Annotated in this window: 22 protein-coding genes, 2 pseudogenes and 1 riboswitch; of the genes and pseudogenes, 3 read left to right on the top strand and 21 right to left on the bottom strand. The window is 58.1% G+C overall.

Going from position 1 to position 25,012, the window contains the following annotated elements:
* Nucleotides 1–4: 4 nt before the first annotated feature.
* The 15 genes from HYZ49_00745 to HYZ49_00675 all read right to left on the bottom strand — a co-directional run bounded on the left by HYZ49_00745 (nucleotide 5) and on the right by HYZ49_00675 (nucleotide 15,494).
* The gene (locus HYZ49_00745) at nucleotides 5–1,054 is read right to left on the bottom strand and encodes a hypothetical protein (GenBank protein ID MBI3240809.1); all 1,050 of its coding nucleotides are present in this window, start codon (nucleotides 1,052–1,054) and stop codon (nucleotides 5–7) included.
* A 3-nt stretch (nucleotides 1,055–1,057) separates the two neighbouring features.
* A complete protein-coding gene (locus HYZ49_00740; protein ID MBI3240808.1) occupies nucleotides 1,058–2,074 on the bottom strand; it encodes a glycosyltransferase in 1,017 nt (338 codons plus the stop codon).
* Nucleotides 2,075–2,092: 18 nt separating this feature from the next.
* Complete coding sequence (locus tag HYZ49_00735; GenBank protein MBI3240807.1) at nucleotides 2,093–3,562, bottom strand: DegT/DnrJ/EryC1/StrS family aminotransferase; 1,470 nt, start codon at nucleotides 3,560–3,562, stop codon at nucleotides 2,093–2,095.
* 10 nt (nucleotides 3,563–3,572) lie between these two features.
* Entirely contained in the window at nucleotides 3,573–4,544 is a 972-nt protein-coding gene (locus HYZ49_00730) for an NAD-dependent epimerase/dehydratase family protein (GenBank protein MBI3240806.1), read from the bottom strand.
* 11 nt (nucleotides 4,545–4,555) lie between these two features.
* Nucleotides 4,556–5,590, bottom strand: coding sequence for a GDP-mannose 4,6-dehydratase (gmd, locus tag HYZ49_00725; GenBank protein MBI3240805.1), 1,035 nt, complete (start codon nucleotides 5,588–5,590; stop codon nucleotides 4,556–4,558).
* A gap of 13 nt (nucleotides 5,591–5,603) precedes the next feature.
* Complete coding sequence (locus HYZ49_00720) at nucleotides 5,604–6,548, bottom strand: glycosyltransferase (protein ID MBI3240804.1); 945 nt, start codon at nucleotides 6,546–6,548, stop codon at nucleotides 5,604–5,606.
* Nucleotides 6,545–8,296 carry a hypothetical protein gene (locus tag HYZ49_00715; protein MBI3240803.1) on the bottom strand — a complete coding sequence of 584 codons (1,752 nt, stop codon included), beginning with the start codon at nucleotides 8,294–8,296 and terminating at the stop codon, nucleotides 6,545–6,547. The genes HYZ49_00720 and HYZ49_00715 overlap by 4 nt, the downstream gene beginning before the upstream one ends.
* Before the next feature lie 13 nt (nucleotides 8,297–8,309).
* On the bottom strand, nucleotides 8,310–9,320 hold the full coding sequence (locus HYZ49_00710; GenBank protein MBI3240802.1) for an NAD-dependent epimerase/dehydratase family protein: 1,011 nt from the start codon (nucleotides 9,318–9,320) through the stop codon (nucleotides 8,310–8,312).
* The gene (gene wecB / locus HYZ49_00705; GenBank protein MBI3240801.1) at nucleotides 9,299–10,396 is read right to left on the bottom strand and encodes a UDP-N-acetylglucosamine 2-epimerase (non-hydrolyzing); all 1,098 of its coding nucleotides are present in this window, start codon (nucleotides 10,394–10,396) and stop codon (nucleotides 9,299–9,301) included. The genes HYZ49_00710 and wecB overlap by 22 nt, the downstream gene beginning before the upstream one ends.
* A 57-nt stretch (nucleotides 10,397–10,453) precedes the next feature.
* The gene (locus HYZ49_00700; GenBank protein MBI3240800.1) at nucleotides 10,454–11,821 is read right to left on the bottom strand and encodes a sugar transferase; all 1,368 of its coding nucleotides are present in this window, start codon (nucleotides 11,819–11,821) and stop codon (nucleotides 10,454–10,456) included.
* A 128-nt stretch (nucleotides 11,822–11,949) separates the two neighbouring features.
* Nucleotides 11,950–12,648: an SDR family oxidoreductase gene (locus HYZ49_00695; GenBank protein ID MBI3240799.1), complete on the bottom strand. Its 699-nt coding sequence runs from the start codon at nucleotides 12,646–12,648 to the stop codon at nucleotides 11,950–11,952.
* Nucleotides 12,645–12,941, bottom strand: coding sequence for a 4a-hydroxytetrahydrobiopterin dehydratase (locus HYZ49_00690; protein ID MBI3240798.1), 297 nt, complete (start codon nucleotides 12,939–12,941; stop codon nucleotides 12,645–12,647). Before HYZ49_00690 ends, HYZ49_00695 begins: the two co-directional genes overlap by 4 nt.
* A gap of 68 nt (nucleotides 12,942–13,009) precedes the next feature.
* Nucleotides 13,010–13,585: a GTP cyclohydrolase I FolE gene (gene folE, locus HYZ49_00685; GenBank protein MBI3240797.1), complete on the bottom strand. Its 576-nt coding sequence runs from the start codon at nucleotides 13,583–13,585 to the stop codon at nucleotides 13,010–13,012.
* Nucleotides 13,586–13,626: 41 nt separating this feature from the next.
* Nucleotides 13,627–14,703, bottom strand: a complete 1,077-nt coding sequence (locus HYZ49_00680; protein ID MBI3240796.1) for a 6-carboxytetrahydropterin synthase — start codon at nucleotides 14,701–14,703, stop codon at nucleotides 13,627–13,629.
* Nucleotides 14,700–15,494, bottom strand: a complete 795-nt coding sequence (locus HYZ49_00675) for a CDP-alcohol phosphatidyltransferase family protein (protein ID MBI3240795.1) — start codon at nucleotides 15,492–15,494, stop codon at nucleotides 14,700–14,702. The genes HYZ49_00680 and HYZ49_00675 overlap by 4 nt, the downstream gene beginning before the upstream one ends.
* 54 nt (nucleotides 15,495–15,548) lie before the next feature.
* Here HYZ49_00675 and HYZ49_00670 point away from each other — a divergent pair.
* The 3 genes and pseudogenes from HYZ49_00670 (at nucleotide 15,549) to HYZ49_00660 (ending at nucleotide 18,188) form a co-directional block, all read left to right on the top strand.
* Nucleotides 15,549–16,305: pseudogene (locus HYZ49_00670) on the top strand (hypothetical protein).
* A 102-nt stretch (nucleotides 16,306–16,407) separates the two neighbouring features.
* A complete protein-coding gene (gene rsmD, locus HYZ49_00665; GenBank protein MBI3240794.1) occupies nucleotides 16,408–16,971 on the top strand; it encodes a 16S rRNA (guanine(966)-N(2))-methyltransferase RsmD in 564 nt (187 codons plus the stop codon).
* Between the two features lie 44 nt (nucleotides 16,972–17,015).
* Nucleotides 17,016–18,188: a cyclic nucleotide-binding domain-containing protein gene (locus HYZ49_00660; protein MBI3240793.1), complete on the top strand. Its 1,173-nt coding sequence runs from the start codon at nucleotides 17,016–17,018 to the stop codon at nucleotides 18,186–18,188.
* Nucleotides 18,189–18,289: 101 nt separating this feature from the next.
* On the opposite strand, the pseudogene HYZ49_00655 reads toward HYZ49_00660, so the two are convergent.
* The 6 genes and pseudogenes from HYZ49_00655 to HYZ49_00630 all read right to left on the bottom strand — a co-directional run.
* Nucleotides 18,290–19,890 (bottom strand): annotated as a pseudogene (locus HYZ49_00655) (thioredoxin domain-containing protein).
* Entirely contained in the window at nucleotides 19,874–20,683 is an 810-nt protein-coding gene (locus tag HYZ49_00650) for a DUF4111 domain-containing protein (protein ID MBI3240792.1), read from the bottom strand. The pseudogene HYZ49_00655 and the gene HYZ49_00650 overlap by 17 nt, the downstream one beginning before the upstream one ends.
* A gap of 90 nt (nucleotides 20,684–20,773) precedes the next feature.
* A complete protein-coding gene (locus HYZ49_00645) occupies nucleotides 20,774–21,166 on the bottom strand; it encodes a hypothetical protein (protein ID MBI3240791.1) in 393 nt (130 codons plus the stop codon).
* A gap of 107 nt (nucleotides 21,167–21,273) precedes the next feature.
* Nucleotides 21,274–21,780, bottom strand: coding sequence for a GNAT family N-acetyltransferase (locus HYZ49_00640; GenBank protein ID MBI3240790.1), 507 nt, complete (start codon nucleotides 21,778–21,780; stop codon nucleotides 21,274–21,276).
* 108 nt (nucleotides 21,781–21,888) lie between these two features.
* The gene (locus HYZ49_00635; GenBank protein MBI3240789.1) at nucleotides 21,889–23,166 is read right to left on the bottom strand and encodes a helix-turn-helix domain-containing protein; all 1,278 of its coding nucleotides are present in this window, start codon (nucleotides 23,164–23,166) and stop codon (nucleotides 21,889–21,891) included.
* A 1,398-nt stretch (nucleotides 23,167–24,564) separates the two neighbouring features.
* Nucleotides 24,565–24,739, bottom strand: a riboswitch (SAM riboswitch).
* A 108-nt stretch (nucleotides 24,740–24,847) separates the two neighbouring features.
* Nucleotides 24,848–25,012 (bottom strand): hypothetical protein (locus HYZ49_00630; protein ID MBI3240788.1); only part of this gene is annotated, 165 nt, incomplete at its 5' end.

Genomic DNA, 25,012 nt, shown 5'->3' with positions numbered 1-25,012 from the left:
TCGTCTACAACTTCAGAACACGAATGACCGTGTCGGCAAAGGCGGGCGGCAGGAAACGGGCAAAGTGTTCGCTGGACAGATAAGCTTCCATCGCTTTTTGATAACGCTCATATTCCCGCTCGGTTACACCCATCAAGAACTCTTCCAGTTCACGGTCAGACGGGAAACGGCGGCGATCAACAAAGGCGTCGGCATCCACGTACTCGGCGATGTTGGGCGCGCCCCAGTAGATCGGCACACAGCCGGCCCGCATGCTATCGAAAATCTTTTCGGTGATCCACCCCGGCTCGCCGTAGACATTTTCGTAGCACAAGCTGAAACGATACTTTGGCAGAATGTCCCACTTGTGCTGAATTACCCCGCGATAAGATGGATAGGGGCGATAGATAAAAGGGAAGAGCCGTTGAAACGGCCCTGCCGGGCGATCCCAATCCACACCGTACAAGTCAAAATCGTCTGACCGTCTCTGTTCAAAGTGCCGGATCGTTGCCCGCCGCGCCGAGTATAACTCGCGTGGATGGCGGGAAAACTTATTCATCGAGATATTCACTAGCAATTTCTTTTGGGAGAAAGGAGTTTTGGGAATTTGAGGAAAGCGGCGAGGCTGGGGCCAATAAAACTTGTGAAACTTGCGTCCGTCAACGACCGCATCATTCCATGTCAGGATGATAGAGAACAAATCATGCAGATCAGAGTCCCAGTTGGCCGGGCTAACGGCAGGCGCTTCCCACAAGAACAAGGCCGCGCGTTCCGCCATGCCAGCGCGCCGGCACTCGCCATACAAGTCACGAAACGGTGGCTTCCCTTTCAGATATTCGTTGACCCGCCTGATTTTTCCGCGCCAGCCAGCATAAGGCTTGACGGAGATTGCGTCGAAGAACAGAATCCGGACGCAATCGTCCAGCGGATGCTCGTCGGACGTTTCGAGGCTGTAGCCTAATTCGTCCAATCGTTCGCGCAGGTAAATGTAAGGATCGTTATTAGCATCGCGAACGTTGGGATCAAACTGTCGGCCATGGCCGTGAGACCAAGTGTGAATGAGAATCTTTTTCACTCTTCACTGAATCAGGTGTAGCCTGATTTCCGTCAGGAGTTGCTGAAAGCGTTTCTCCATTGTATGCTCGGTCAACGTGCGCTCGTAGCCGCGCCGGGCAACAGTTTCTCGCTCGTCCTCATCTTTCAAGTAATAACGTATCTTTTCAACCAAATCATCAGGGTCGGCATAGAGGGCCATTTCTTCGCCGATGGCGTAACATCGCTCTAACCCTTCAACATAGTAAGAGAGCTGAAAGCCGCCACAGGCATTGATCTCAAAATGCCGCCCTTTAATTTGCTCGTGGGTTTTGACGTCTCGCTTGACCAGCGCCCGAAGCGTGTCTTTGACGGCGTTGGGCGAGGACAACAGATACCTCGCGTCCCAAGAAACGCAGTTCGAGAAGTTCAGGTTGATCCGGCTCTGATTAAAGACGTCCACCATCGCGTCCTGATCCAACCGCCCATTCCCCCACTTGTAACCCCAAATCTGCGCCTTGATCCCGGCCCGCTTAAGTTGGTTCAACAACCAGGCGCGGTGCGGATGATACTGGCCGACAAACGTAACATCGTAAAGTTTGGGCAGGTCTTTCTTGACGAAGATGCGGTGATTGCAGGCAAACGGCAAAAAAATCGTGTTGCTGAAGCCAGCCTGACGAAACTTCCGGACGCCGTTGACATCCGAAGTCGTGACCCAGGTGAAATGCTTTGCCCAGAAGCGCGAGAAGTTCACCCGCCACATGTCGTCGAAGAAATACCCGACCGTGATCGTGTGCCGGTTGACCTCATCTATCACTTCCGGCATCACTTGATCAGTGTGTAGAACGATAATGGCAACATCAGGCCGCTCGCGCTTGACCATCTCCAGCAGATCGTGGTTCATGCGCTCGCGGCCTTGTGACTGAAACTGCTCCATGAAGTCGAAAAGGACGACCGAGTCCACAACTCGCTCAAGCGGCAGGAATAAATTGTAGTATTCGTTAGAGAGGCCCCGCGACTTGTCGCCGTAGTCGTGCCTCGCCGCGGCCAGGAGAACTTTCATAGTTCTAAATGCGCCGGCTCAAACCAAAGCGCGCCGACGCACGAAGTGGTCAACAGATTCCACCAGATAGTCTTGCTGAGAAACAGTCACATTATGATGATTGGCTATCATCACGCCCTGAAAGTGGATTGTGTCGGCGTTGGGCAAGTCCCCGACGATGCGGTGCGGCACGTATTTCATCACCGGCTGGCGAGCCAGGTTCGAACCGACGATGGGCCGGGTTTGGATGCGGCAGGACTCAAGGTAAGCCTGGAACTCGGCGCGGGAGAAGGGCGCGTTCGGGCGAACCAGAAACGAAAAGCCAAAAGCGGTGTGCAGATGGCCTGGCAGTTCTTGTTGAAAGCAGAAGAACTCCTCGTAGGGCCGCAACAACTCCATCACCCGTTGGCGCGTGGCCACCCGCCTCTGAATAAATCCCGGCATCTTGGAGAGTTGCACCTGCCCGAAAGCGGCGTTGATCTCGGTGGGGCGCAAATTGTAGCCGGTGGTGACAAATAGCCAGCGCGGGTCAATATCCGGGCATTGACGCACCCACTCGTCGTGATCATCGCGCCCGCGAATCCAGCCATGCGCCCGCATCGAAATCAACAGGTCGCGCCAGAGGGCTTTGTCGCGCCCACATACCATGCCGCCTTCCACGCTCGTCATGTGGTGCGAAAAGAAAAAGCTGAATGCTGACAGATCGCCAAACGTCCCCACTTGTCGGCCATCTACGCTGGCGCCATGCGACTCGCAACAATCTTCGATCAACCACAGGTGATGCCGCCTGGCAATATCCAGCAAGGCCTGCACGTCGCATGGGTTGCCCAGCAGATGCACAGCCATGATCGCCCGCGTGCGCGGCGTGATGGCCGCCTCCACCCGCGCCGGATCAATATTGAGCGTGTCAAGGTTCACGTCCACCAGCACCGGCAGGCAACCGACCTGGGCAATCGGAAAGAGCGACGTTGACCAGGCGACTGCTGGGAGTATAACCTCATCGCCCGGTTGCAGATGCCTCTCGACGCCTGGAAACGCCAGCGCCGACAGCATCATCAAATTCGCCGATGAGCCGGAATTGACCATCACCGAAAACGGCGCGGGCAAGAACGCCGACCATTCGTCCTCAAAGGCGGCCACCCGCGGCCCCATCGTCATTCGGTCATCCAACACGACATCAATCGCCGCAATCATCTCTTCTTCATCATAAGACGAACGCACCAGTTCCAACTGGCGGATATTCGCCGGTTGATAAAGCTCTTCGGCATATTCGCGGATCAGGTTGTGAATCGCCTTCCGCAACTCTTGCGCCCGCCCCCGGCCCGCCCGCAAGCGTTGTTCAACCTGCTCCGGCGTCGGCTCGCGTCCGTCCAATTCGCGCCAGAACAACTTCTCATTGTTCCACTGTTTCTCAAGTCGTTCTGATACTGGCAACCCCGGCCCAGCCTCGGCGGCAGGCTCGCGATTGAACATCAACTCTTCAAGTTGCTGTGCGCTCTTTTTCGTCATAAACATCCTCTCACCCGAGATGCCGCGAATACCACTCCATCGTCTGCCGCAAACCATCTTCCAGCGGCACCTGAGCCTGAAACCCCAATAGGCTCTCGGCCAATCGGGTGTCACAACAACGCCGGGGTTGACCCGTCGGCTTCGAAGCGTCAAACTGCAACTCAACCAGCTTGCCCGAAATACGGACGAGCGTCTCGGCCAGTTCGCGAATAGTCGTCTCTTCATTCGCGCCAATATTGATCGCCGCCACCTGAGGCGATTTCTCCGCCACTGCCATCAGCCCGCGAGCAAAGTCGGTCACGTACAAAAAACTGCGGCTGGCCGAGCCGTCGCCCCACACCACCATCGGATTCTCGCCCTGCACGATCCGGCGAATGAGAGCCGGGATGACGTGGCTGGAAGCCGGGTCGAAGTTGTCGCGCGGGCCGTAGGCGTTGTAGGGGCGGGCGATTCGAACCTTCAGCCCGTATTCTTTGGCATAAGCTTCGCCCAGAAACTCTTCCATCCGTTTGGCCCAACCATAGCCCTCATTAGTCGGCTCCGGCCAGTCTTTGAATCCCTCTTCTTCCGGAGTAGGGATCGCGCAATAGCGCGGATACACACACGCCGAACTGGTGGCAAGAAACAATTCAACTCCGGCCCGGCGCGCCGCCTCCAGCACCGACATGAAGACGCTCATGTTGTTGTAAAAGATAGAGCCGGGATGTTTGAGGTTGTATTCGATCCCGCCGACCCGCGCCGCCAACTGTATGACGATTTCCTGGCCTCGAACCGCCTCTTGCGCGCAACCCGGGTCGGCCAAATCACCGGCCACTATCCGAATCTCACTTTTAACCGCCTCTAGAAAACGGAAACGTGTTGCTTCAGAAGAGGCCGTCGTGGTCACGACGGCTCCTTCGGCCACCAACAGCTCCACTAAATGACTGCCGATGAAGCCGTTGCCCCCCGTCACCAGCACTTTGCGCCCGTTCCAAAAAGTCATCGCCTGCTCCTTCAGCCGGAGATCACAGCCTTATCCTCTGAGGCCGCCAACCCGTACTTCGCCGGGTCAAGGCCCGAGGCTTCTAAATCAGCCGCCAGCATCAGGCGCACCAGGTCGTTGAAACGCGCCTTCGGCTCCCACCCCAGTTGCCGTTTGGCTTTTGTCGAGTCGCCCACAAGCAAATCCACTTCTGCCGGGCGCAGATAACGCGGGTCAATCGAAACAACCTGAGCCGCATCCAGGCCAAGAATGTCACAGCACGTTTGCAGGAATTCACGGACGCTGTGAGTCTCGCCTGTCGCCAGCACATAATCAGAAGGCGCTTCGGCTTGCAAAATTCGCCAGATGCCTTCCACGTATTCTTTGGCGTAGCCCCAATCGCGCCGCGCTTCCAGGTTGCCCAGAAAAATTCTCTGCTGGCGGCCCGCCAAAATTTCGGCCAGGCCACGCGTGATTTTACGGGTCACAAACGTCTCGCCGCGTCGCGGCCCTTCGTGGTTAAACAGAATGCCGTTGGCCGCAAACAACTTGAATGATTCGCGATAATTCACAGTGAACCAGTAAGCGGCCGCCTTGCTCACGCCGTAAGGCGAGCGCGGCCAGAACGGCGTGGTCTCGCGCTGAGGCACTTCCTGCGCTTTGCCAAATACTTCGCTGGAGGCGGCTTGATAAAAACGCGCGTCCGGCTTTTCACGGCGGATGGCTTCCAAAAGGTTCACCGTGCCGGCCACTATCGTGTCGGCGGTGTAGCGGGGCATATCGAATGACACGCGCACATGCGACTGCGCCGCCAGGTTATAAACTTCGTCGGGTTTGATCTCGGCGATCAATTGGTGCATCAGGCTGGCGTCCAGCAGGTCGCCATAGTGCAAATAAAGGTTGACCGTCGTCTCATGCGGGTCTTGAAAGATGGGGCTGATGCGTTGGGTGTTGAACAGGCTGGCCCGGCGCACCAGACCATGAACCTGATAGCCTTTGCTCAACAGCCACTCTGCCAGGTAAGAGCCATCCTGCCCGGTGACGCCGGTGATAAATGCTCGCTTCATCCCACACCCTCTTTCAACCTAATATCACTGGCCGATGGGCAATCAGCCAATGCCGCAAACGGATCGCAACGCCGAGAACTGGGGGGTTGGTTAGCGCCCCGAGCCAGTCAACATACGAACGGGCCGAGAGCGGCCTTAGCCGAATTGCCTGGGCAAACAACCGCCGCGCTTCAGCCAGGTCGCCGCTACGCGCCGCTCGCCGCCCCATGCGCGTGGCCAGGTTTGCAATCGCGTGGGCTTTCAACGGTTCCAATTGCTCCGGCTCGCGGGTGATGGCGCGTTCGATCACGGTTAGCTCACTCTGGTAAGCGGCCTCCACCGCCTCACGGCTTGTGCCGCTGGCATTGTGGACTCGGTAGCGGGCCAACGGGCAATTGATGTAGCCGACCGGGTAGCGGGCCGCGATCCGCAACCACATGTCCCAATCGGCTCGCATCCGCAAGATGTCCGTCTCGTCAAAGTAACCGGCTGTCTCAAAAACATCGCGCCTGATGAGCGGCGTGGGGCAGGGAATGAAGTCGAGAAGCAACAGGGATTGTAAAACGTCACCCACTTGAGGGCGGTTGAACCGGCTCAACAAGTAGAGCCCCTTGCCCGTTTCACCGTCAAACACTTCAGCATCACAATAAACCCAGGCCAACCCAGTCTGCTTCAATAGATCCATTTGTAATCGAAGTTTGTCCTGCGCCCAGAGATCATCAGCATCCACAAACGCCAGATACTCGCCGTTTGCTGCGCAAATGCCGGCGTTGCGCGCTGAGCCTTCACCGCCATTGGGTCTGGCAATGTAACGCACACGCTCAAACTTAGCGACTACCGTCGCGGTATCGTCGGTGGAACCGTCGTCAACGACAATCACCTCAAAGTCGGGGAAGTCCTGGGCCAGCACGCTCGTCAATGTCTCGGCCATCCACCGCGAGGCATTGTAAGCAGGAATGATGACGCTGACCGTTGTCATGGCTGGTTATCACGCTTGGCAAGCAAATAGCTTCCCATTGCCAGGTAAGCAAGGCCAGAGTTGTCCACCGTGCGAATCGCGTCAACCGGCGAGCAAACATTCGGCTCACCGTGCAGATTGAAACTGGTGTTCAGCACTCCACCGATGCCGGTCTGATCTTTGAAGGCACGGATAATCTCGTAGTAATCACTATTCCAGTCCTTGCGAACGCACTGAGGCCGGACGGTGAAGTCCTTTGGGTGCAGGGCCGCCGGGAGATCGCGCCGGGCTTCAGGTGTGCTGTTGAAGGTGATGCACATATAGGGCGCAAAAATGCGCTCGTGGTTCTGGACGTAGCGCGGCATGTCGTCTTCGAGAATGCTTGGCGTGAATGGCATCCAGAAGTCGCGGCTCTTGACGGCGTCGTTGATCAACTGCACGTTCTTTCGGTCGCTGGGGTTAGCCAAAATGGAACGGTTGCCTAGCGCCCGCGCCCCAAACTCCATCCGGCCAGAGCACCGGGCGACGATCTTGTTTTCGGCCAGCAAATGGCCGATTTTACAATTAATGTTTTCTGGCCGAGATACATCATAGCGTTCGCCGGCGTTCATCTCTGCCATTGCTTTCTCGATTTTGGCATCGTCAAAATCCATGCCGAGATACAAATCACGGAGCGGCTGAACAGGCGTTTGCGGCGCGAGAGCCATACTGCCCCGCACCGCGCACCCCACCGCCGTTGTCTCGTCAGCGGCGGAGGGAACGACAAACAACTTATCCACTGTGTCCATCTCGGCCATTTTCTGGCAGGCTTTGACATTCATGAACACGCCTCCGGCCACCGCCACGTTACGACAGCCGGTTTTCTCAACCCAGAACCGCACCCAGCGCGCGATCAGCTCCTCAGTCAATTCCTGGATCGCGCCGGCGATGTTATCAAACCGCTGGAAACGATACACCCGTTCCAGTTCTGGCATAAGCTGGTTGAGCGTGGGGCGGCTCACCCAGTTGCCGTCGGCGTCAATCGTCAACAATTTTCTAAGCTCATCAGTGATCGGCTTGTAATATGTTGGCTTGGCATACGGCGCCAGTCCCATCACCTTGAACTCGTGCTCCTCAGCTTTCATGCCCAAAATGGCTGTCGTTCCGCTGTAATAGTAGCCGAGAGAGTTTCGATGATCGGTTGTGCTGAGAGCGGTGAGCTTGCCATTCTCGTAAAGGTTCACCGTTGCGCATTTCCAGTCGCCCACTCCGTCCAAAGTAAAGATCAGCGCACGGCCCCAATCTTGAGTATTGAGAAGCGCGCTGTAAGCATGAGCCAGATGGTGATCCAAATATTGAACTTTTTCCGGCGGCAATTTGAGGCTACGGGTGAAATAGCGGTGCGCTTCTTTCTGGAGCGACTTGTCGTTTTCAGTGGCGGCAATCTTGATCAGTCCCAGACTCCAGCCCAGGTCAGTTTGTTTGAGTCTTTCCTTCAGGCTTTTGCCGTTCAGCGTGGCGTCGCGCAAGTAGTAGCCATACTGGAAAGACTTGAAGCCATGCTTCTTCAAATGCAAATAGCCATAAATGGTTTTTTGAAAGACAACAGCCAGATCAATTGCCTCGGGCGGCGCAATGTGGTTGTAAATGTAATCGAGGGTTAGAAAAGGAAAGCCGGTGCTGTTTTTGATTCGGTTCAGCCGTTCTTCACTTTGGCAAAACGTGATCGTGCCATTTTCAATAAGACACACTGTCGCATTATGGCCGTAATGAATCCCAAGCACTTTCATAGCCTCGCCCTCATCAGCGCAAATACTTCTCCAGGCAAGACTCAAAATACGCTTTCGTCGGCCCCAACCCCCGCTCCAAATCCCACTCAGGCGACCAGCTTAGCGTCTCCTTTATCTTCTTGTTGCTAATGATGGCATCGCCAAACTCGATGATCTGACGATCTTTGGGCCACTCAACAAACCTCACGCCGCTTTTGCCAATCACATTCGTGATCGTTTGGGCGATCTCGACGATGCTGTACTGCCGGTCGCTCACGGCAAAGAACACTTCGCCGTTGCTCCGCTCGCTTTGCGAGGCCAAGATCAGCGCCGAGGCGCAATCGTCCACGTAGCTGATATTACGCATCTGTTTGCCCTCGCCGAACACCGTCAGGTCTTTGCCTTGCAGAGCCAGGCCAATGAAGTAGTTGATGAAGCCCAGGTCGCTATTTTTGATATTGGACCGGGGGCCGAAGGTGTTGGCGAGTCGCACCACCGAAGTCGCCAGCCCGTACGCGCTGTGATAAATCAGCATATACTTCTCGGACACAACTTTATTGGCCGAGTAGATGTCCATCGGAAATTCGGGATGCAGTTCGTCCACCGGGTTGAGGTGCATCTTGCCGATTTGCGTGCTCGAAGCGACGTGAACGATTTTCAGGTGAGGGTTGAAACGGCGGGCGGCTTCCAGCAGGTTGATGATGCCTTTGCAGTTGATGTCAATATCGGTCAACGGTTCCAGCATCGAGTTGGGGTGCGAGGTGTAAGCGGCGCAACTGAACAGCACATCCTTGTTGCGAATGCAGGCGCTCACGCCGTCGAAGTTGCGGATGTCGTTGAGGATAATCTCAATCGAACCTTCGATGTCGTGGACGTTGTGCATGTTGCCGCCGGAGCGCGGGTCGAGGCAGTCGTACACAGTCACCTGCGCACCCAGTTCAAGGCATTTGCGAGCCAAGTTACTGCCGATGAACCCCAGGCCGCCGGTGATCAGAATCCGTTGCCCCTTCAGAGACGGCAAGTTCAATGAGATTCTCCTCGCAATAAGATTGAGACGATCCGCTCCGCCGCGTGGCCGTCGCCAAATGGATTGACTGCCTTCGCCATCGCCGCGTGAGCCGCCGGATCATCCAACAGTTTAGCCGCCTCTGTTAAGATGGCCTCGGTGTCCGTCCCCACCAGTTTGGCCGTGCCTGCCGCCACGGCTTCGGGGCGCTCGGTGACGGCGCGCATGACCAGCACCGGCACGCCCAGCCCCGGCGCTTCTTCTTGTATCCCGCCCGAGTCGGTGAGAATGAGATGCGCTTTCGCCATGAGATGAGCGAAGACCAGATAATCCATCGGCGGCAGAAGGGTGACGTGTGGATGATGGCCCAACACTTCGTAAGCCGGGCCGCGCACGTTCGGATTCGGGTGAACCGGATACAACAAATGCACGTCGCTGCGATCGGCGATGCGCTTGAGGGCGGCCAGCATGTTGGCAAAGGGTTGGCCGAAGTTTTCGCGGCGATGGGCAGTGACCAGCACCAGCCGCCTGTCAGCGGGAAATGAGGGCAACGAGCCGTTGGCCGGGCGAGCCACAATGACTCGCAGGGCATCAATCACCGTGTTGCCGGTAACGTGAACGCGCTCCGGTGGAATCGCCTCTTTGAGCAAGGCGGCCCTGGCGGTCTCGGTCGGCGCAAAATGCAAATCAGAAAGCTGATCAGCCAGCACCCGATTGATTTCTTCGGGGAATGGATTGTGGCGGTCATAAGTCCGCAAGCCGGCTTCCACGTGGCCGACTTTGACCCGGTTGTAGAAGGCCGCCAACGACGCGGCCAGCACCGTCGTCGTGTCGCCCTGCACCAGAATCCAGTCGGGCCGCTCGTCGCGCAAAATGGGTTGAATGCGCTTGAGCACTTCGGCGGCCACATCGGTCGGAGTCTGGTCTTCCTGCATCACGTCGAGATCGAAATCGGGCGTGATGCCGAAAATCTCCAACACCTGATCCAGCATGTCGCGGTGTTGAGCCGTCACCAGCACCTTCGACTCGACGTTGGCGTGCTTCCTAAGTTCGGCCACCACCGGGGCCATCTTCACGGCCTCGGGCCGTGTGCCAAAGACGGAAATGATTTTCATAATCGCCAATTCTCCAATCTCTAATTCTCGCTCTTGGAGAATTAGAGATTGGAGAATTTAGTACGCTCCTCTCCCCTTTATCACCACCCCCGCCGTCTTCCACAAAATTTTCAAGTCCAGCCAGAGGGAGTAGTTGCGGATGTAGTACAAGTCGTAATGCGTGTTGAGGTGCATGGGCAGGTCGCCCCGCCCGTTCACCTGCCACCAGCCGGTGATGCCCGGCGGCACGGCCAGCCGCTGACGTTGCCAGGGTTCATACTGTTCGACGATGAACACCTGCTCCGGGCGCGGCCCCACCAGACTCATCTCGCCGCGCAAGACGTTGAATAACTGCGGCAGTTCGTCAATGCTCGTCCGGCGCAACAAGCGGCCCAGGTGGGTGACACGCGGATCGTCGGGGCGTTTCTCAAACCGGTTCTGCTCAGCGCCGGCAACCATAGTGCGAAACTTATGCACCCAGAACAGCTTGCCGTTTTCGCCCACGCGCCGTTGATGATAAAACACCGGGCCGGGCGAAGTCAGCTTAACTGCCAGCGCCGCCAACAGCATGGCTGGCGAGGCCAGCGCCAGCAGGAGTACACTCAAGGTGAGATCAAACAGCCGCTTCACCGCCCAGGCCGGGCCGTCAATGCGCGGCTCGCGCAAACCGATCAGTGGCAAGCCGCCAATGAGTTCAACGCTGGATTGTACCATGACCAATTTCAGAAAGTCGGGCACGAGGCGCACCCGCACCGGCTCGGTTTGCAGTTGGAAGGAGAGCTGTTCAATGTCGGCATAACGCGAGGCGGGCAGGCAGATAATGACTTCGTCAATCCGGCACTCGCGCACCAGACGCAACACGTCTTCCACCAAACCAAGCACCGGAATGCCCAGCGGCCCTTCGACGACATCGTCGTCGGCGCACCCGATAATCGAGATGCCGTGACCAAGCCGGTTGGCGAGCGAGAGGGCGATGGCTTCGGCGGCCTCGCCCGCGCCCACCAACAGAATCCGGGTCAGCGGGCGGCCACTGGCGTGCATCAAACGCAACACCAGGCCAACCGTCAGCCGCGCCGACGCCAACAGCACCAGATCGAAAAGATAAAAATAGAGGATCAGCAGGCGGGGGGTATCACGGAAGGTGAAATACAGAACACCGCTCAACACAAACACGGCGGTTGACACGGCCACAAACAGAATGCGCGCGTTGCCCACCGGCCGCACGTCGCGCCGCACGTCGTACACCGAGATGACGTAGAAGACGACCGGCCACAAGACGGCGATGATCAAATAAATGTAGGGGTTGAGAAACGACCCGGTCGTGTCAATCGCGCGCCCCAGCGGCAAAAAGCGGCGCATGGAATCGGCGACCCACAGCGCCACTTGAGTCAGGAACGCATCGGCCAGAATCAAGGTCAGAACCAGGCGGCGAAGTTTGCCGAACATGATCTGATTATAGCCGGGTGTCGGCTAGAGGTTTAGCAGAAAATGTTGGCGATGGTTTGTGGCAGGCACCAGGCGTCCGCTTCGCGCCGGGGCGCTACGCAAAGACACTGGGTGTCTGTGAAATTGCTCTAGCGCCAGGGATCGCGCGCCGGGTTTACCGCCACTTTGTCAAACGTCACTTCGGGCGGGCTGACGGCCAGCCAGCGCACCACCTCGGCCACTGCTTCGGGCGGCATCATCCGCGCCTGCACTTCTGCCGGAGCCTGGTCGTCCCACGACTGCGTTTGGGTGTTGCCGGGGCAAACCAGGTGAACGCGAATGTTTCGCGCCTTGCCCTCCAGCGCCAGCACTTCGCTTAAACCGTTGAGCCCAAACTTTGAGGCGCAGTAAGCGGCGTTACCCGGAAATGCTTGAATCCCGGCCACCGAACTGATATTGATGATTTGCCCGCCGGAGATGTGCGGCCACACGGCCTTTGAGAAAATGAATGCACCTTTGAGGTTGATGTCCAAAGTCTCATCCCAAAATTCAACCGTCGTCTCTTCGATTGGCCTCATCTTAAACACGCCCGCGTTGTTGACCAGCAGATCGATCTTGCCGTACTGAGCGACAGCCGACTCGACGAACGCCGACACCGCCGCCTCATCGCGAACGTCAACGGCCCCCCACCAGGAGTCGCCCCCCGACCGGTTGATCGCCTGGGAAGCCGCCTCTACCGCCACTCCCCGCCGGCCAATTAACCCGACCCGAAATTTTTCTTTCGCCAGCGACCGGGCAATTGCAAACCCAATGCCCGACCCGCCGCCGGTGATAATGGCTGTTTTCATTTCAACGGCTTGTGCGGCAACTTCTCAATTTGTTCTGCCAGATCAAAATCCTTGTTCGTCAGCCCGCCGGCGCTATGAGTCGAAAGGTTGACCGTCAGCTTGTTGTAACCGTGCAGGTTCAGGTCGGGGTGATGGTTGACGGCTTCGGCCAACTGGCCGATAGCGCCAATAAATAACACAGCATGGGCAAACGACTTGACGGTGAAAGTCTTGGTCAACAGTCCGTCGCGCACTTCCCAGCCCGGCAAGTCTGCCAGGCTGGCCTTGATTTCGTCAACGGTAAAGAGAGTCATGGTTGCATCTCCTTTGCGATCCGGGCGTGTAGAGCGACGCGAAGCGGGCAAATCGCTCTACAAAGCGATTACAAATCTCTGGCGACCGGGCGATGTATGTGCTCCAGAAACTCGGTGCGAGTCTTGGGGTTATTCTTGAACTCGCCGCACATGGCGCTGGTTACCATGCGCGAGTTGGCTTTCTTTACGCCGCGCATCACCGAACACAAATGGGTGGCCTCGATGGTCACCGCCACCCCCTGCGGATCGAGCACCTCTTCCAATAATTCGGCGATCTGGCGCGTCATACGTTCCTGCACTTGCAGACGTTTAGCAAACATGTCTACGATGCGCGGAATTTTCGACAGGCCAATGATCTTGCCTTTGGGAATGTAAGCCACGTGAGCATGGCCGAAAAACGGGAGCATGTGATGCTCGCACAGGCTGTAAAACTCGATGTCGCGCACCACTACCATTTCGTCATATTCGACGTTGAACAAAGCGCCGTTGATCAGGGTCGCAGGGTCAATGTGGTAACCGGCGAGCAGTTCCTCGTACATTTTACGCACCCGCAGAGGCGTGTTCACCAGCCCTTCGCGCTCCGGGTCTTCTCCAACGCCAACCAGAATTTCTTTGACCGCTTCCTGTAATTTTGTGTAGTGCATCGCTTCCTCACCAGAGATGTGGGGCAAATTGGCAATTTGCCCTACGAGACAACCCGGAACTGGTTGTTCGGCGTCTCCCACAACCGCGCCGACTCCACTTCACAATCCAGCGCCGCCCTAAATTGCTCCCACAAGCGGCAAGCAATATTCTCGCCTGTGCTGGGCCGATCTCGAAACGCAGGCACGTCAGCGTCCAACCAGGTATAGTCCAGTTCACCCAGAATGCCTACTGCCGTTTTGTCTAGCGCGCCCAGATCATAAGCCGCCTCAGTTTGCGGGTCGAGCGGACTCTTAATGACGATTTCGACGACGTAGCTGTGGCCGTGCGGCTCGGGGCGGTTGCACTTGCCGTAAAGCCGCTGATTCTCTTCAGCCGAAAGGGCCGGGCTGTGCAGGCGGTGGGCGGCGTTGAAACGGTAGCGCCGCCCCAGCCGGTAGTTGGCGTCGCCGCGATGATACTCGGCAAAGAACTCCGGCGTTTCATACACGCGCACTCGGCCAGCCTGAGGCACACGGCGGGCGAGCAGTTCGGCCACAGCTTCGGTGACGACGTTACGGCCCGCCAGATCGGGAATGTCTACCGACAAGTTTTTGTGATCGAACTCAGCCCACACCGTTCGATCTACGGTTTGGCCGGGCGGCAGAAAAAGTTGCGCCCGGTAGTTGTGCCCATGCCCCGCCGGGTTGTCGCAGATTCCATAAAGAGCCAAATTTTCTTCGTCGCTCAAACGCGGCGCGTGGGTGCGATGAGCCGCCGCGAACGTGCCGTGAAGGATCGCGGTTACAGCCGTTTCTGTAACAGTAGCGGCTTCCCCGTCCTCTTCGGCCAGCTCAACAGAGTCAAGTTGCAAACGGGAAGAAAGGTCGTTCCACAGTGACCGGGCGATGTTCGGCGTCGTCGGCTCAACGCTGAGTTGAGTGTTGAGATGGCGGTGATCATAGTGGTCGAGCACATTAGTCACAATATCCTTCAAGTCAGCCATGTTGATGACCATGCCGGTGTCGGCTTGCACCGGGCCGGCGACACCGACCCACAGGCTGAAGTTGTGGCCTTGCATTCGGTCCGCAAGTTCACGCGCCGCCGAAAATTCAAAGCGTTTGCAGGCAACGGTTTTCATGAGGCGAAACGGCGAACGGCGAGCAAAGCCAGCCAGTAGAGGTTGAAAACGGTGACGAACGACCATAAGGCAATGACCGGCTGGCCGAACACGGCGCAGACGGCGATGATCAAAAGTTGTGAGCCTAAGCCCAGCACGGTGGTGGCGGTGAGAAATGCCGGCCTGAGTTGAGCGGCTTTCGGCGCGACGAGGCGATCCAGGCGATCCATCAGCGCATCCTGCCAACTGTAAACGAGGCGATAGAGGGTATGCAAAATTTTCAGCGCGGTCGGGTTGTCGCCGGCATAGCCGCCGCTTGCGCTCTCGTCCACGTTGCTGGTCTGGTCGCCGCCGGTCTGGGCGCGGTAGCGAACGTAGTAGTAACTAAAGACCGAGCCTTGCAAAGTGGCAAAGAGAACGGCCAGCGCCGCCAATAACCACGCGAAGCGGCCAATCTCACCAGTCCGCAGTTGTTGGCCGGCGGCAATGCCGCCAAACACGGCGACCATCACCACGAAATCACACACCGAGTCCAGGAAGCGGCCAACACGCGAAGGCTTTTGCCGGGCGCGGGCCAGCGAGCCGTCGGCGGCGTCCAACATGCTTTTGAGGAGCAGGAGTGCCCCAGCCAGCGGCAACCAGCGATCCAGCGCAAACAAAAGGGCCGCGGCCAGACCGACGATGGTGAAAGCCAGGGTCAGGTGAATGGAGGTGATCGGCGTGGCAAGCAGAGTCCGCACCAACCACAACGCGGCCGGCCGGGCGTAGTCGCTCAAGTCCAGAAACGTCGCCTGAGGCGGGACTTTGTCCATGAAAAGATTTTACCTTCATTTTGCGTCCGTGCCGGTTAGGGATAAAATAGCGCTATGGACAAACGAGAGCGACTTGAAGCCACAATGAATGGCAAGCCGGTTGACCGACTCGCCGTCGCCTTATGGCGGCATTTTCCGGTGGACGATCAGCGCCCGGAAGATTTGGCCGCCGCCACGCTTGAGTTCCAATCGCTCTATGACTTTGACTTTGTGAAGGTGACTCCGGCCAGTTCGTTTTGCATCCGCGACTGGGGGGCAAGCGACGAGTGGCAGGGCAACCCCGAAGGAACCCGCGACTACACCCGCCGCCCCATCTCCCGGCCCGGCGACTGGGCAACTCTCAAGCCGCTCGACCCGCGCGCCGGTTCGCTCGGCGGGCAAGTGCGGGCGCTGGAGTTGATTCGCGACGGCCTGCCCGCTGGGACGCCGTTCATCCAAACGATCTTCCGAGCCATACGACCGGCAAATCCTGGACGCGGCGGGCGAGCTGTGGCTGAACGCGGCGCACCTGCACGGCGAGGACGTGATGTTCGATCTTGTGGCGGGCTACCCGGCGCAGGTGATCAACTGGCACGACCGCGAGACCCCGCCAACGCTCGGCGCGGGCGCGCAGAAATTCAAAGGCGCGGTCTGCGGCGGCTGGCGGCAGTGGGAGACGATGGTGCGCGGCACGCCCGAAGCCGTGCGCGCCGAAGCGCAGTCGGCCATTGCCGAAACGAACGGGCGGCGGCTGATTCTGGGCACGGGCTGTGTCACGCCCACCACCGCCCCGCGCGCGAACTTGCGAGCGGCGCGAGAGATGGCCAACTAATTTGAACCGCGAAGCCGCAAAGGACGCAAAGAAATTCTTTGGTTTTCTTTGCGCTCGCCTGCCCCGCTTCTCTTTGCGGGGTCGCGTCTTGGCGGTGAATCCATGTCTGGTATTCGGGTAATCGCCGGCGCGGCCAAAGGCCGGCGGCTCAAACTGGTTCCGGGTGACAGCACGCGCCCGGTGATGGATCGAGTCAAGCAGGCGGCCTTCAACATCATCGGCGGCGGCATCGTCGGGTCGGCGTTTCTCGATCTGTTCGGCGGCACGGGCAGTGTCGGCATCGAAGCCCTCAGCCGGGGCGCGGCGCAAGCCATGTTTATTGACTCGGACAAGTTAGCCATCAAAACGATCAAAGAGAATTTAGACATCGTCGGCTTCACCGGGCAGAGCCGGGTGCTACGGGGCGACGCGCTGGAATACCTCAAATCAACGCCGCTTACGTCATTCGACTACATCTACATCGCCCCGCCTCAGTATCAGGAGCTTTGGGTGAAGGCCCTGGCCCTGGTTGACGCCCAGCCCGACTGGCTTAACCCGGACGGTTGGGCCGTCGTTCAGATTGACCCGGTGGAGTACGTGGAGAAGAATTTGACCCACCTGGCGCTGGTGGATCAACGCAAATATGGGAGTACAATGATCTGCATCTACGAACGCCCGGGCAGTTGACTATCCAGACTTGCCAGGTCTTGGAAATTTCATAAACGGCTGACATGAAATCACCTCTCGTTCTCGCCGAATCCGTTGAGCTGTTGAGCGTGGTCTTTCCCGGCCTGGCCGGGCAGGATTATGCCGAACTGGTGGAGCGCGGCGAAATTCGCGACTACCCGGCAGACACGGTGCTGTGCCAGGAAGGCCGGATCGAGGACGTGTTCTACGTCATCATCTCCGGCTCGGTGGAAGTGGCCAAGGCCATGAGTCCCACCGACCGCCGGGTGCTGAACCGGTTGGGCCGCCACGAATTCTTCGGCGAGATGGCGCTCGTTCACAGCGTGCCCCGCGTGGCCACCGTGCGTACCCTCGAACCCACAACTGTTCTGGAAATTTACCGCAAGCCATTCGAGGCTGTGCTTTACCGTAGCCCGGCCATGGCCGTGACGGTGGTGCGCGAAGTCGTCGGGCGCTTGCGCAACAACGACCAGATGACGATCGGCGAACTGCGGATGAAGAACGAAGAGCTGGCCGCCGCTTACCGTGAGCTAAGCGAGCAGGAACGGCTCCGCACCGAGTTTCTGACCACCATCTCTCACGAGCTACGCACGCCGCTGACGTCGGCCAAAGGCTACCTGCAATTGATCCAGACCGGGGTGTTGAAGGGCGAGCACCTCAACGGCGCGTTCGACATCGTGGGCCACAATCTTGATCTCATCACCACTCTCGTCAACGACATCTTGTTCCTGCACGAAATGGAAGAGATCGTGCCGCACTTTGAGAATCTGGATTTGAACGCGGTAGTGACTCACGTGGTGAGCGCCAACCAGCAAAAGGCCGCCGCCAACAAGGTCAAGCTCGCCATCGGCCTCGACCCCAACTTGCCTTCCATTCAAGGCAGTGTCGAGAGTCTCTCACGGGTGTTCAATGCCCTGCTCGACAACGCCATCAAGTTCAGCCCGAACGGCGGCGAAGTGCAGGTCAACATCACCCAGCAGGGAATGGTGGCCTGTGTTGCGGTGATCGATCAAGGCGTGGGCATTCCCCAAGAGCACATGCCCAAAATCTTCAATAAGTATTTTCATTTGGACGAGATGGACGGCCACCGCTTTGGCGGCGTAGGGCTGGGACTGGCGATTGCCAAGCACCTTGTCGAGCGGCACGGCGGCAAGATTGAGGTGGGGAGCGAAGTGGGAATCGGGACGGCGTTTCGGGTGAATTTGCCGATTGGGTAGCGATTCGCCACGAAGGCTCGAAGGCACAAAGGCACACAAAGTTTTCTGTCTTCTTCGTGAAACTTCGAGTCCTGGTGTCTTCGTGGTGTACTCCGTTCGCGCTACAGCAATTCCCGCAACTTCTCAACTTCATTCACCGGTTGCTTGCAAGTAAAGTTCTCGCACACGTAAGCCGTGGCCTTGCCGCCAAGTTGTGGCCGCCCGGCCAACAGCGGCACAATTGAATCTTCGCCGCCCACTGCCGTGACCTGAAACGGGCGGTACGCGCCCCGCACCACTTCCAGCATTTCGTTCACATCGCCCTGCCCCGGCTCGCCAATGATGGCGATCTCTTTGGGCTTGCTCAGGGCAAACGCCAGCGCCACCAGCCATTGCGCGAAACCGGTCGGGTAGCGTGACAGGATGGGCTGAACAGACTGGATCATCTTCTCGGCTATTTCGGAGTAACGGCCTTCGCCGGTCAGGGCGGCCAGCTTGAGCAAAACAGTAGCCGCCAGCGCGTTGCCCGACGGCACGGCGTTGTCTTGCACGCTCTTAGGCCGGACGACCAGCGACTCGTGATCGTCGCTGGTGTCGAAGAAGCCGCCCTGTGGATCGGCAAAGCGGGCAATCATCGTTTCGGTTAGTTCCTGCGCCGCCGTAAACCACCGAGTCTCAAACGTCGTTTCGTACAACGTCAGCAAACCTTCGACGACTCCCGTGTAATCTTCAAGATAAGCGTTGAACTTGGCCTGGCCGCGCCGCCACGAACGATAAAGACGACCCTCGCTATTCCGCCCGCGTCGGTCATCTCGCGCAAAACGTAGTCGAGAATTTCTTCGGCGCATCTTTTATAGTGGCGGGTTCCCGTCACCTGCCAGGCATGAAGGTAGACGCGAGCGAGTTGGCTGTTGTCGTACAGCATCTTCTCGAAGTGTGGCACGAGCCAGATGGCGTCGGTGGCGTAACGGTGAAAGCCGCCGCCAAGTTGGTCGTACATGCCGCCGCGCATCATCGCGTCAAGAGTCTTGGTCGCCATTTCGAGCGCGAGCGGATCGTTGGCGAGCAGGTGATGGCGGATCAAAAATTCGAGCGTCATCGGTTGGGAAAACTTTGGCGCTGACCCCCACCCGGCGTTTCGCCAGTCGAACTGACTCCACAAGGCTTGAGCCGCCTCTGGCAGCGTCTCCTGAGTCAACCCGCCGCTGCCCGGCACTTCAGCGGACTGGTTCTGCTGAATGTGATCGAGCACTTCCTTGCCGCCCTTGAACACCGTGTCGCGCCGGTTGATCCAGGCCTCGTGAATGCCTTCCAGCACTTGCGCGAAGCCCGGCATGCCGCCCCGGGGCGCGGGCGGAAAATACGTGCCGCCCCAAAACGGCATACCGTCTGGCGCGAGAAAGACGCTCATGGGCCAGCCGCCATGCCCGGTCAAGGCCACGACGGCGTCCATGTAAATCGCGTCGAGATCGGGTCGTTCTTCGCGATCCACTTTCACGTTTACAAAATACTTGTTCATCAGGGCCGCGATTTGCTCGTTCTCAAAACTCTCATGAGCCATGACGTGACACCAGTGGCATGCCGCATAACCTATGCTGAGAAAGATCGGCTTGTCCTCGGCTTTGGCCCTGGCTAACGCCTCTTCGCCCCACGGATACCACTCAACCGGGTTGTGGGTGTGCTGAAGCAAGTAAGGGCTGGTTTCGTTAGCGAGTTTGTTCATAAATGAGCGCCTCAAACTGCTGACTGCGTTCAAGCATATGCCTGATAAAGTCCAGCGTTTCAATCAAATTGTCCGATTGCGCGTCGGGCCGCCATGCCAAGGCTTGCCCAATTAGCTCTGCCCAACGCTCATCAAGCGCTTCCTGCGCCCACCGCGCCGCGACCGGCTTTGAGACGATTGTTGCATGTTGTAGTGTGTAGAGCGCCCGGCACATTGTGAGAACAGCATAGGCTTGATACTCGCTACTGCGCAACCGAAAGGGGTGATGGAGTTGTGGTAACCACCACTCGCGCAGCAACTCCAGCGCGGCCTGCCGTAAGTCATTCGGTTCAACCGGATCAATCAAGGTTTGTAGGGATGAGCCGGCTATCCCGACTCCCTGTTCTCGAAGGGTGTGGCGTTGAATGACCGAATCGCTCCCATGATGTTCCACGTCAAAATGCCCGTCCACGCCAAGATGCGGGTAACTTGCCCGCCGTGGATCGTAGCGGCGGAGCGCCAACAGCGGAATGTAGTCGCCTTCTAATCTCGCCGCCCCCTTCAGGCCGCTGGCTGCGAGGCGGGTGTGCATCGCTTTCAAAGCCGAAACCACATCGCCCGGAAGCTCGTCGGCGGTGACGACGACAAAATCAATGTCGCTTGTCTGAGGATTGAAATCACCGCTGACAAGCGAGCCGCAAAGATACAGGCCGATAAAACGTTCTCCCAAAATCATTTGCGCGCCTGATAACAATGCGCTCAGGACAGCGTTGATGTCTGGGTGCGGCGTGGGATGGGTAGCAGAGGATGACACAAGGGCAACTATACAACAAAAGAGCCGACGTTTGGAAACGTCGGCTCATATTTTTTTGTGGGAACCGCGGAGCGTTGTATCCGCGACTTCTTACGCCAGCGTCAGCGCCGGGGTGGCCGCCTTGAAGCCATAAGCCGCCCACCGCTCTTCCTGATTCGCCGTGAGCACGGTGAGCACGCGATTGCTGGCTCCGGCCACCGCGCGTGCTTGATCGAGCAGGAGGCTGGCAACCTCAGCTTCGTTAGGCTGGCCGGGCAGAACGTCGAGCGCGTCCACCAGAATGGCGTTGAGGCCGCCAGTGGTCAGTCGCATCCGGCCCAACCACTCGCGGCCCTCTTCAACCGCGTAATACTCGGCCATAGGCGGCCTGTTCACCTCTTTGAGCATCTGCTCCGAAACGGTGTTGGGCAGGCCCGCTTTAGCTTCAAAGGCCTTCATGCGCGGTTGAGTATAAGCATTGACAGTAAGTTTGATGCAGTTCACGAAGCACCTCCAATCACCCTGTACTGTGAATTTTAGAACACAGCGGATGGAGGGTCTACGGTAAAACTGGAGAAACTTGGGGAAATGAGGGTTAGGCAGGATGCACACTAATGGCGTGCCGTCTCTCTTGGATTGAACATCTGGATTGGCCCCCGCCACTCATCATCCTGCCGTTGGACTTCTTCATAATCTTCGTTTGTGTACTCGGCGATCACTTTCCGCCAAAAGGCTTGCGCTGGACGATTGCCGTCTTCCTGCGCCACACTCCACTTGCCCTGAAACTTGTCGAAGATACGACGAGCTACTTCGCGGCCCACTCCAAGCCGGCGATACTTTCTCAAGATGAAGAATTCGGCCATTGAGTAAGTGGGTTGGTTGTCAGCCGAGTCCAGAAGCCGGACTAGCACAAACCCGGCCAGCTTGCCCGACACTCTCACCAGGAATGGGTGGCGGCCAGGCTCCGTCCAATAATTGTCGAGGTAGTTGTAACCAAAAAGCCCGTGCTCATCCACGTCAGCGCTATCAAATTCGCTGTAATCGTGCTGGCACAGTTCCAGCAGATTGCGAAGGATGGGCTTGTCGCTCAGAGAAGCTGGTTGTATCTCAATGTCCACGTTTGTTTTGCCGCTGCTGGAACAAAAGAAAAGATGAGAGATAAGCCGAACGCGAAACACACAGATTCAGAGAAGAATCTGCGTTCATCCGTGTTCATCTGCGTCCCATTACTTTGAGTCCGACTGCGGATACAACAGCCGGTAAGCCTTCAACGCCAACTGCACCGACAGCCGCGTCTCGGGGTTGTCGAGATCGAAGCCGGAGATTTCGGCGATGCGATCCATACGATATTGCAAGGTGTTACGATGGATGTAAAGCGCCTCCGCTGTCTGCGACAGGTTGCCGTGATGGACGAAGTAGGCGGACAGTGTTTGAAGGAGATTGCTGTGGTGGGCAGTGTCGTACTCAATCAACGCGCCCAACGTCTCGTTACAAAAGGCGGCCAACTCCGGGTGGCCCTCAAGCTGAAACAACAGACGATGGACCGACAGGTCGCCGAAGTACAGCGGCCCGCCGTCGCTAATGCGCCGCGCCGCCGCCAGGGCCTGCCCGGCCTCTTTGTACGACGTGTGCCAGTCGGAGATCGTAGCCGCCGGCCGGCCCAGGCCGCACAACAACTTGATCTTCGGGTATTCTTTCGATGCCTGATCGCACACCGCCTGCGCCAGCGCCCGCGCTTGCTTCAGCGAGCCGTCAACGCCCAGCGCCACAAACACACTGGCCTCATTCTCGCCCACCCGGGCCAGCGTCTCCACCCGCCCCAACCCAAGTTCCCCGTTCACAATGGTCTCCAAACGGCGAATGGTCGGCGGGTTCGGAATCTCCGGCCAGGCGAAGATCACCGCCGCGTGCGGCGCGGTAATGTCGTGGCCGATGCGCTCGGCCCAACGTTTGATCTCCTGCTTCGAGATCGTGCCAGCCAGCACTGCGTCAATGAAATCGCCACGCAAACGCTTGGTGGCCTCGCTCACTGCTTTGGTGCGCGACATTTCCAGCCCGCACGCCGCCGCACCCTGCTCAATCACCAGCACATCCAGCGAGTCTAGATCGTCATCATCGGCAACTACCGACACATAGCCACGCGCCAGCCGCCCGACCACAACCGGCATCACCAGCCGCGACAAACTGCCTGCAATCTTCTGCCGCTCCACTTCATTATTGCGCGCCGCCACTTGTTTGCGGTCGGCCCAACCGGCAGGCAGAGACTCCACCTTGCCGAGTCCGTCCAGAATTTCATTCCAATTGGAGATTTTCGACTCCGGCTCCACCACCGCAATCGGACTCAACCGTTTATCCTGCACCACTACGTGGTGGCCGGTGAGAGCCGCCATCGCGCCGGCAATGGCCTCCAGCCCCTTGCTCTCCGCCGAAAGTTGGGCCAGCCAGTGGTAAGTCTGCGTTGTGCGCTGGGCAATGTGCGCCTGCCGGTTGGTGATCAGAGTCAACGTCGCCCGGTGCACCTCGCGCAGGTTCGCGCCTTCCGGCAAAACCACCACCGGCACGTCGGCGGCGTCGGCCTTCTTCAACATCGCCGGAGGCGGCGTCACGTTCGATGCCAACTTCCAGCCGCTCCTCGGTAGACATCTCATAATACGACATCAACGCCGGTTGCTCGATCAGACTCTCGACTCCGCCCAGACTCGGCGCGATGATCGGGATTCGGACTCCATCCACGACCCGGCTCGCCGCCGATAAAGGTTCCCCTGAGCCTGCCGAAAGGCCCCCTCTGACTTCAAAGCTGATCACCCCGCCGAACCCGGTCATCTGACGTTTGGCCGTCTCATGATCAGGGTGACCTGGGAGGCCGGGGTACCAGACTCGTTCGACCTTCGGGTGATTCTCCAGAAACTCGGCCAGGCGCTGACCGTTTTGGTTTTGCCGTTCCACACGAAGCGCCAATGTCTTGAGTCCGCGCACTAGCAAATAAGCATTGTTCGGGTCGAGCACCCCGCCCAACATCCACAACTGCTGGCGAAGCAAGGCGATCAACTGCTCGCTCCCGGCCACCACCCCGGCCAGCAAATCGTTGTGCCCGCCTAAATACTTTGTAGCCGAGTGCAAAACCAGATCGATCCCAAACTCCAGCGGTCGCAAGTTGAGCGGCGTCGCAAACGTCGCATCCACCAGCGTCTTCACGTTATGCCGTTTGGCAATCTCGGCCACCCGCCCCAAATCCAACACCCGCAAATAGGGGTTGGTCGGCGACTCGGAAATGATGAGGCGGGTGGTCGGGCGAATGGCGGCCTCCATTGCCTCGTAGTCGCCCATCGCCACGACGGTGCAATCCACCCCAAACTTCTTGAGGAAGTTCAAGCAGAACTGGCGCGTGCGGCGATACGAGTCATCCGTGATCACCACGTGCGAACCGGACTGCAACAGGGTGAGCAGAGTCGAAGTCACTGCGGCCATACCGGACGAGTACAACACTGCCGCTTCCGCGCCCTCCAGCGCGGCCAGCTTGGCCTCGGCGGCGGCCACAGTGGGGTTGCCATAGCGGCCATACTCGGTTCGGCCTTTGGCCGCGCCCCACATTCGCGCGTCCATGAAGTCGCACAGGTCGGCGGTGTCGGCGAAGGTGTAGGTGGCCGTTTGCACCACCGGCGGCGTGAGCGCGTGGTGGGCGTTAGGCCGCTCGGTTCCGGCGTGCACGGCGGTGGTAGACGGGCCGGGCTGAGATTTTAGGTTGGAGATTGCCGATTTTAGATTGAGTTCGGTAGTCATCATTGTGTTCTCCCCCTCCCCTGTTTGGTGCATTTCCAAACGGGGGAGGGCCGGGGTGGGGGTAAACAAAAACGCCCCTACTCTTACAAAAGATGGGGGCGCAATAGATCAAAATTGTCACCCTCTCATCTTCCAGAAACATCATCTGCCGGAATTGGCACCTTAGTTTAGTCTGGTAGTCACCTGGTCTTGTGGTCAAGCAGTCAGACTATTCGACTACTAGACTACAGGACCACACGACCACCCTAGGTTGCCGAGGCTTCACAGGGCCGGTCCCTCCGCCTCTCTGGATAAGAGTGTGTATAGTTATTGAGTTGTTGGGGGCGATGTTACAACAGGTTGGGGAGCAGTGTCAAGATTCAAAATTACCGGCCAGAATTGAGTATGGGCAAAACGGCGTGCGCGTTATTGAGGAATGCCTGCGTTTCTAAACTTGGCTTCGATCTCGCGAACCGTGTCGGTCATCCATTCCTCCATCATTGGATACACCAGCCAGACAACGCCGATGCCGAGCAGTAACCCCGTCATCAGCCGCATCCACCAATTGAACGAACCGAGCGCATCGCCGGC

The organism is Chloroflexota bacterium (genome assembly GCA_016197225.1).
Classification (GTDB): domain Bacteria; phylum Chloroflexota; class Anaerolineae; order Anaerolineales; family VGOW01; genus VGOW01.
This window is presented reverse-complemented; position numbering and strand designations above follow the sequence as displayed.

Excerpts from the sequence above, each read along its gene's own strand:
- HYZ49_00740 (MBI3240808.1), bottom strand. The coding sequence starts at position 2,074 with ATGAAAGTTCTCCTGGCCGCGGCGAGGCACGACTACGGCGACAAGTCG.
- HYZ49_00735 (MBI3240807.1), bottom strand. The coding sequence starts at position 3,562 with ATGACGAAAAAGAGCGCACAGCAACTTGAAGAGTTGATGTTCAATCGC.
- HYZ49_00730 (MBI3240806.1), bottom strand. The coding sequence starts at position 4,544 with ATGACTTTTTGGAACGGGCGCAAAGTGCTGGTGACGGGGGGCAACGGC.
- gmd (MBI3240805.1), bottom strand. The coding sequence starts at position 5,590 with ATGAAGCGAGCATTTATCACCGGCGTCACCGGGCAGGATGGCTCTTAC.
- HYZ49_00720 (MBI3240804.1), bottom strand. The coding sequence starts at position 6,548 with ATGACAACGGTCAGCGTCATCATTCCTGCTTACAATGCCTCGCGGTGG.
- HYZ49_00715 (MBI3240803.1), bottom strand. The coding sequence starts at position 8,296 with ATGAAAGTGCTTGGGATTCATTACGGCCATAATGCGACAGTGTGTCTT.
- wecB (MBI3240801.1), bottom strand. The coding sequence starts at position 10,396 with ATGAAAATCATTTCCGTCTTTGGCACACGGCCCGAGGCCGTGAAGATG.
- HYZ49_00700 (MBI3240800.1), bottom strand. The coding sequence starts at position 11,821 with ATGTTCGGCAAACTTCGCCGCCTGGTTCTGACCTTGATTCTGGCCGAT.
- HYZ49_00695 (MBI3240799.1), bottom strand. The coding sequence starts at position 12,648 with ATGAAAACAGCCATTATCACCGGCGGCGGGTCGGGCATTGGGTTTGCA.
- HYZ49_00690 (MBI3240798.1), bottom strand. The coding sequence starts at position 12,941 with ATGACTCTCTTTACCGTTGACGAAATCAAGGCCAGCCTGGCAGACTTG.
- folE (MBI3240797.1), bottom strand. The coding sequence starts at position 13,585 with ATGCACTACACAAAATTACAGGAAGCGGTCAAAGAAATTCTGGTTGGC.
- HYZ49_00680 (MBI3240796.1), bottom strand. The coding sequence starts at position 14,703 with ATGAAAACCGTTGCCTGCAAACGCTTTGAATTTTCGGCGGCGCGTGAA.
- HYZ49_00675 (MBI3240795.1), bottom strand. The coding sequence starts at position 15,494 with ATGGACAAAGTCCCGCCTCAGGCGACGTTTCTGGACTTGAGCGACTAC.
- rsmD (MBI3240794.1), top strand. The coding sequence starts at position 16,408 with ATGTCTGGTATTCGGGTAATCGCCGGCGCGGCCAAAGGCCGGCGGCTC.
- HYZ49_00660 (MBI3240793.1), top strand. The coding sequence starts at position 17,016 with ATGAAATCACCTCTCGTTCTCGCCGAATCCGTTGAGCTGTTGAGCGTG.